The 6,469-nt window shown below is 70.5% G+C and carries 6 protein-coding genes; 5 read left to right on the forward strand and 1 reads right to left on the reverse strand.

The window, feature by feature from the left end:
• The first annotated feature begins 488 nt into the window (after positions 1-488).
• From ABZ471_RS47315 to ABZ471_RS47335, 5 genes are all read left to right on the forward strand, one after another.
• The gene (locus tag ABZ471_RS47315) at positions 489-1,232 is read left to right on the forward strand and encodes a class I SAM-dependent methyltransferase (protein ID WP_359075346.1); all 744 of its coding nucleotides are present in this window, start codon (positions 489-491) and stop codon (positions 1,230-1,232) included.
• A gap of 64 nt (positions 1,233-1,296) precedes the next feature.
• Entirely contained in the window at positions 1,297-2,070 is a 774-nt protein-coding gene (locus tag ABZ471_RS47320) for a DUF2071 domain-containing protein (RefSeq protein WP_359075347.1), read from the forward strand.
• A gap of 82 nt (positions 2,071-2,152) precedes the next feature.
• The gene (locus ABZ471_RS47325; RefSeq protein WP_359075348.1) at positions 2,153-2,539 is read left to right on the forward strand and encodes a barstar family protein; all 387 of its coding nucleotides are present in this window, start codon (positions 2,153-2,155) and stop codon (positions 2,537-2,539) included.
• Between the two features lie 362 nt (positions 2,540-2,901).
• The gene (locus tag ABZ471_RS47330; RefSeq protein WP_359075349.1) at positions 2,902-3,045 is read left to right on the forward strand and encodes a hypothetical protein; all 144 of its coding nucleotides are present in this window, start codon (positions 2,902-2,904) and stop codon (positions 3,043-3,045) included.
• Between the two features lie 536 nt (positions 3,046-3,581).
• A complete protein-coding gene (locus ABZ471_RS47335; protein ID WP_359075350.1) occupies positions 3,582-6,251 on the forward strand; it encodes a SpoIIE family protein phosphatase in 2,670 nt (889 codons plus the stop codon).
• 153 nt (positions 6,252-6,404) lie between these two features.
• Here the strand turns inward: ABZ471_RS47335 and ABZ471_RS47340 are convergent.
• On the reverse strand, positions 6,405-6,469 hold a 65-nt coding region (locus ABZ471_RS47340; RefSeq protein WP_359075351.1), incomplete at its 5' end, for a CbtB-domain containing protein.

Raw genomic sequence — 6,469 nt, forward strand, 5'->3', positions numbered from 1 at the left:
GCCCCGGCGGCGATCCGGCTACCTCTGCCCTGCTCCGCAGGAATCCGATTCCTCCCCAGCCAGAAGGCCGGGGCATCCTCGGAGGTGCCCGGTGAACGCCGTCGTCAATGCCATGACTGACATCATCGGCCCTGGCGGCGCCGTGGGGGGAGCAATCAGGTATCGCTGTCCCACGTCGGGCAAGGGCCGCACGCAGCGCACGGCGCCCCGGGGCCGCGTCAGCGGTGCCGACGTTCTCGGGCATTCCTCCCCTCGGGCGGGTGCCGTTCGGCCGTCGGCGTGGCCGCCGGTGCGGCTGGTGATCCGTACGGTCGAAGAAGCCCGGCAAGCGCGCAGCCCCACTCCGACGTCAACCGTCCATGCCGTGGATACGCCGTCGAGGGAATCTCCCCGCGCCACCGACGGTCAGGTCGTGTCCTGTGTCAGGCTGCCGCCGAACGCCCCTCTTCAACAGTCCGGGCCAGGCCCAGTGCAGGAGGCAGCGACCCGTGATCGCCGACCAGGACCCCCTCGGCTGGGACACCTCCGCCGCAGCCGACGCCTACCGGGGCCGCGACATGCGGCTGGCCGAGAAGCTGGTCTTCCCTAACGTGCTGCAACGGCTCGGCCGCAGCCCCGGCTCCCCCGACCGGCTGGTGCTGGACATCGGATGCGGCACCGGTGCGGTCGCGGCGCGGGTCGCGGACACCGGTGAATGGACGGTCCAGGCACTCGACCTCTCGAAGGACATGCTGGACATCGCTCGGGCCGACCGCCCCCACCCTCGTATCTCCTACCGGCTGTTCGACGGCCGCACCCTGTCCTGGCTCGCCGACGACAGCGTCGAAGCCGCCGTGTGCTGCCTGGTGTACTGCACCGACCCCGACGACGACCGGCTGGCCGCCCTCACTGCCGAGATCCACCGCGTCCTGCGCCCCGGCGCCCCGTATCTCCTCGCCGACCTCAACCCGGCGGCGACCGGCGTGGCCTTCTCCACGTTGCAGCAGGGCGAACCGGGAGCCGTGTACACCGACGGCGACACCGTGCCGACGCTGCTGCGCCTGCTCGACGGCACCACGATGACCAGTGCCACCCACTACCGCTCACTCGATCATTACCGGTCCTTCCTGACCGAGGCCGGCTTCCCCTCCCCCACCGTGGACCTGCCCACGCTCACGACCGACGCCCCCGCGGAGGACGGCCCGGCGGAGACCCGGACCGCGCCGTACATGATCTTGACGACTCACGCCTGACCCCTCAGATCCTGGGCGGCACACCCGCGTTCCGTCGCTCGGAGCGCTTCGGGATACTGGTGCGATGCCGCAGCCGCCGCTCACTGTGCGTCCAGAGCCCATAACGGCCGACCCGCCTCACTCCGCGGCACGGCCCCTTCTCACTCAGTCCTGGCTCGACCTGGCCTTCCTCCACTGGGCGGCCGACCCCGCGGACGTCGCCCCGCTGCTGCCGACCGGCACCCGGCCGGACACCCTGCACGGTGTCACGTACGTCGGTCTGGTCGCCTTCCGGATGCACCGTGTCGGATGGTTCCGCCTTCCTGGCATCCCGTACCTCGGCACCTTCCCGGAGACCAACGTCCGCCTGTACTCCGTGGACGCGCATGGCCGGCGCGGCGTGGTCTTCCGCTCCCTCGACGCGTCCCGCCTGATCCCCGTCGCCGTCGGACGCACCGCGTTCCGCCTCCCGTACGTCTGGTCACGGATGGAGATCCGCCAGGAGGGCGCCACGCTCACGTACACCAGCAGCCGTCGCTGGCCCGGACCGCGCGGGGCGCGGAGCAGCCTCGCGATACGGATCAGCGAGCAGGTCGACGAGCCGACCGAACTCGAACACTTCCTGACGGCCCGTTGGGGCATGCACAGCGCCTTCTTCGGCCGCGCCCTGTATCTCCCGAACACCCACCCCCGTTGGCCGCTTCACCGTGCCGAACTGCTCCGCTGCGACGAGAACCTCGTGGCCGCGGCGGGCCTGCCCGCGCCGGTCGGGGCGCCTGTCAGCGTGCTCTACTCGCCAGGGGTCCCGGTCCGGTTCGGACGCCCGCCCCGCACTCCGGCGGGCATCCCCACCCCATGAACTCCCACCTTCGTGAACTCCCACCCGTGATCTCCACCTGAGCGCCTGCGGGGGCTCAACGGTGATCCGTATCCTGAGGGCTGTGACCGCGACATACGTGCTGGACGGCGCCCGGATCAGGACACTTGAAGACTTCTGGCGAGTCATCGGGGAGGCGGTCAACGGCCCCGACGGCTACTTCGGCAGGAATCTCGACGCGTTCGCCGACTGTCTCAGCGGTGGTTTCGGGACCCCCGACGACGATGACTTCGTGGTCGAGTGGCGGGACCATCAGGTGTCGCGCGCGTACCTGGGCTACCCGGAGACCGCACGCCAGCTGGAGATCCGCCTCTCGCGCTGCCACCCATCGAACCGTCCCGGGGTGAGTGCTGATCTGGCCGCGGCACGCGAGAAGCGCGGAACGACCGCCTTCGACTGGTTGATCGAGATCTTCGAGGACCGTGCCCCCGGCGCCCTGCGCCTTCAGTGACGGCGGACGCCCCGCTACGGCAGGGGCACGGGCACGCCGGTGACGTCATCTCCGGCCTCGGCGCAGGCCATTCACTCAGCTTCTTCAGCAGCGGACGGCCAGGGAGCGCCTTCCCGTGCCGGCTGGAGCGGAACCGGGGCGTTTCCTGCCTCGAAGCGGGAGACATGGCCCTGTTCTCCACGTCCCGACCGCTTGCCTGCAACTTCCTCGATCACGGCAGGCAGTCCAGGCCGGCTGACCCTGAGGCGGCTGCCGCGGACCCCGCTGCCGTTCAGAGGCGGCCGGGCGGACCGTCTGCCTGCCGAGACGCTACGGCCCCACGCGGGGGCCGACGGCCCTCCTCGGCACGTAATGTTGCGGGCTTGCGGAGCAGCGCACGTGCCAGCAGCCCCGAGGAGACGGCGCGGCTGGGAGCGATCGGCCTGAACCTGGTCGCCACCGTGCTCGCCGGACAGCTCGGTGCCAGGACAACCTGCCGCCCGAGACTCGTCGGGCCGTCCTCCTGACCCGGATCAAAGCCTGCGTCGATCAGCACGTCGCCGATCCCGAGTTGCGCCCGGCCGTCATCGCGGCCCACCATCACATCTCGTCACGCACCCTGCACCTGCTGTTCCGCGACGAGCCGGAGACCCTGGCCGCCGGCATCCGGCGTCGGCGTCTGGAGCACTGCCACGCCGACTGGCCGACCCTCGCCTGGACCACCGCACGATCGCCGAGATCGCCACCCGGCACGGATTCCGGCACGCCACGGACTTCAGCCGGGCCTTCCGCTCCACGTACGCCGTCCCCCCTGCACTCTCGGTCAACGACTCGGCCCCGCACCGGCTGGAAGACTCCTGGTCCGGAACAGCGCTTCTGCCACTCCCGTCTGCCGCCCGCCGAGTGCTTGTGGCCCCCCGATAAGCGCCCATTCCCAGACCCAGGGGTCCATCGGGGGGCGTCGACCTCATCGCGTACACCCGCGGACACATGCGGTGATGGGCCAGGAGCGGCATCCCGCTCCGGGGTGATGGCGTGTTCGGGCCGGGGTTAGATGGGGTTTATGGACCGGCAGCTCAGGCGTCTGCGGTCCTGGCAGGGGCTGCGCACCGTCGCCGGCCAGGTCTTCATCCTGCAGGTCTTCGTCATCCTGGTGCTCGTGGTGGCGGCGGTCGGCGCCTTGCTGCTGCAGTCCCGGACCGACGCCGAGCGCGAGGCCCGCAACCGCACGCTGGCGGTGGCCACGGCCGTCGCCTCGTCCCCCTCGGTCCGCGAGGCGGTGGTCGGCCCGAACCCCACGGCCGCGCTCCAGCCGCAGGCCGAGGAGATCCGCAAGCGCTCCGACGTGGACTTCGTCGTGGTGATGAGCCCCGAGGGCATCCGCTACACCCATCCGAATCCGGCGCGGATCGGCCAGCACTACATCGGCACCATCACGGCGGCACAGCACGGTGGAATCGTCACCGAGACGACCACGGGGACGCTGGGTCGCTCGGTGCGGACCGTCGTTCCCGTCACCGCACCCGACGGGAAGGTCATCGGGCTGGTCTCCGTGGGCATCACGGTCGAGCGGGTGAGCGTGGCAGCCGACCGGCAGCTACCACTCGTCCTGGCGGCGACCGGGCTGGTGCTCGCGGCGGCCACCGCAGGGACCGCACTGATCAGCAGGCGCCTGCGCCGGCAGACACACGGTCTCGGCCCGGCGCAGATGACCCGCATGTACGAGCACCACGACGCGGTTCTGCACACGGTGCGGGAGGGTGTTCTGATCATCGATCAGCAAGGCCGTCTGCTGCTGGCCAATGACGAGGCACGACGCCTGCTGGGGCTCGACGCCGACGTGGAAGGCCGGCCCCTGGCAGACCTGGGACTCGAGCCGGACGCCGAACAGCTTCTGCTGACCGGCACGGCGGCCACCGACCAGGTGCTCAGGGTCGGCGACCGGCTGCTGGCGATCAGCCAGCGTCCCATGGCGCAGCAGCCCGGTCCGGGAGGCTCGGTCGCGACCCTGCGTGACTCGACGGAGCTGAGCAGGCTGATGGGCCGCGTGGAGGTCGTACAGGAACGGCTCAGCCTGCTGTACGAGGCCGGACTGCGAGTCGGCACCACCCTCGACGTGACCCGGACGGCTGAGGAACTGGCCGACCTCGCCGTGCCCAGGTTCGCCGACTACGCCAGCGTCGACCTGGCCGATGCCGTCCTGCGCGGTGAGGAACCGAACCTGGTGAACATTGCGGAGCTGCGTCGTGTCGCCCTGCGCGGCATCCGGGACGACTCACCGCTGTACCGGCCGGGTGAGCTCATCCGTTTCAACCCCGCCACGCCGCAGGCCGCCGGTTTCGGATCCGGGCGGATGGTGCTGGAGGCCGACCTGGCAGCGTTCTCCGGCTGGCAGGTGCAGGCCCCCGACCGGGCTCGCCAGCTGGTGGCACACGGCATACATTCCATGATCGCGGCTCCGCTGCGGGCACGCGGAGTGATTCTCGGCGTGGCCACCTTCTGGCGTTCGAAGGAGCCCACGCCGTTCGCCCAGGAAGACCTGTCGGTGGCGGAGGAACTCGTCGCCCGCGCAGCGGTGAGCATCGACAACGCTCGGCGCTTCACCCGGGAACACGCCATGGCCGTCACGCTGCAGCGCAGCCTCCTGCCCCATGCACTCCCCGAACAGAGCGCCCTTGACGTGGCTCACCGCTATCTGCCGGCCGAGGCGGGGCTCGGCGGTGTCGGCGGCGACTGGTTCGACGTCATCCCCCTGCCAGGAGCCCGTGTCGCAATGGTGGTGGGCGACGTCGTGGGGCACGGTCTGCACGCTGCCGCCACCATGGGGCAGCTGCGCACGGCCGTCCACAACTTCTCCACGCTCGACCTGCCCCCCGATGAACTGCTCTGGTGTCTGGACGAGCTGGTCACCCGCATCGACCAGGACCGGGACGTGGAGAAGAGCGAAGCCCCAACGCTCACCGGTGCCACATGCCTGTACGCGATCTACGACCCGGTGTCCGGTCTGTGCACCGTGGCCAGAGCCGGCCATCTGGAACCCCTCGTCGTGTACCCGGACGGCCGCGCGGACCTGGCCGGGGTGCCGGCCGGTCCCCCGCTGGGGCTGGGCGGGCTGCCCTACGAGAAGGCGGAGATACGGCTGCCCGAGGGCAGCAGCGTCGTGCTGTACACCGATGGCCTGATCGAGGATCGGCAACGTGACATCGATGCGGGGATCGAGCGGCTGCGCTGCGCCGTCGCACGTGCCGGACGGACGCCGGAACAGCTGTGCCAGGGCGTGATGGACGCGCTGCTGCCCACAGCGCCGAGCGACGACGTGGCCCTGCTGGTCGCTCGCACCCGGATGCTCGACAGCGACCGTACGGCGGTCTGGGACGTGCCCTCCGACCCCTCGGCCGTCGCCGGCGTGCGGGCCTGCGCCGGCAGGCTGCTGCACGACTGGGGTCTGGACGAGGAGGCGTTCACCCTGGAACTGATCCTCAGTGAGCTGGTCACCAACGCCATCCGGCACGCGACCGGCCCCATCACCGTGCGCCTGATCCGCGACCGCAGCCTCATCTGCGAGGTGTCCGACGGCAGCAGCGTCTCACCGCATCTGCGCCGAGCCACCACCATGGACGAGGGCGGCCGCGGCCTGTTCCTCGTGGCCCAGTTCGCCGACCGCTGGGGCACTCGCTACACGGCCGAAGGAAAGGTCATCTGGACCGAACAGCAGCTCTCCACGCAGCAATGAGAGGTTCTGGGCACTACGGGGCGGATCAGCGTGTCCGGCCCTTCTGGCCTGCAAGAAGGCGTAGGCCACACCGATCACCACGGCGAAGGCAGCCACCGCGACGACGGTGGCATGCCAAGTACCCAGCACGCTGAGCGTGCGGCGTCCCTCGCGTCAGTGGCAGGGGAAACCGAGCAGATGACGGGCGTCATGCACCCACTCATGAACCTCCGTACCAC

The sequence above is a fragment of the Streptomyces sp. NPDC005728 genome (assembly GCF_040630895.1).
Classification (GTDB): Bacteria; Actinomycetota; Actinomycetes; order Streptomycetales; family Streptomycetaceae; genus Streptomyces.

Bases quoted from the DNA above. Each gene is read 5' to 3' on its own strand.
- ABZ471_RS47320 (WP_359075347.1), top strand. From the start codon at position 1,297: ATGCCGCAGCCGCCGCTCACTGTGCGTCCAGAGCCCATAACGGCCGAC.
- ABZ471_RS47335 (WP_359075350.1), top strand. From the start codon at position 3,582: ATGGACCGGCAGCTCAGGCGTCTGCGGTCCTGGCAGGGGCTGCGCACC.